Below are 269 nucleotides of genomic sequence, written 5' to 3'. Positions count from 1 at the left end.
ACCGTGCCAACCGACGCCGCCAGGCGTGTGTGGCCTGCTTGCAACAAGCGGGTGTCGAGATTGTTGCCTGCGAGTTGCAGTCGGCTCCGGTGAACATGGGCCACGGTCGCCAGGCCATGGCCCGCCTGCTGGCCGCCAATGTGAAAATGGACGCGGTGATCTGCAGCATTGACCTGTTGGCGCAGGGCGCCATGGCCGAAGCCCAGGCCCAGGGGTTGCAAATCCCGACGAATATCGCCGTGATGGGCTTCGGCGACCTGGAGTTCGCC

General features: G+C 65.1%; 1 protein-coding gene. It reads left to right on the top strand.

The features are described 5' to 3' along the window. A partial coding sequence (locus SB816_RS32015) for a substrate-binding domain-containing protein (protein ID WP_410548246.1) occupies positions 1 to 269 on the top strand: 269 nt, incomplete at both ends.

Origin of the sequence: Achromobacter sp. SIMBA_011, from assembly GCF_046535435.1 — a bacterium.
Taxonomy (GTDB): Bacteria; Pseudomonadota; Gammaproteobacteria; order Burkholderiales; family Burkholderiaceae_B; genus Achromobacter; species Achromobacter dolens.
This window is presented reverse-complemented; position numbering and strand designations above follow the sequence as displayed.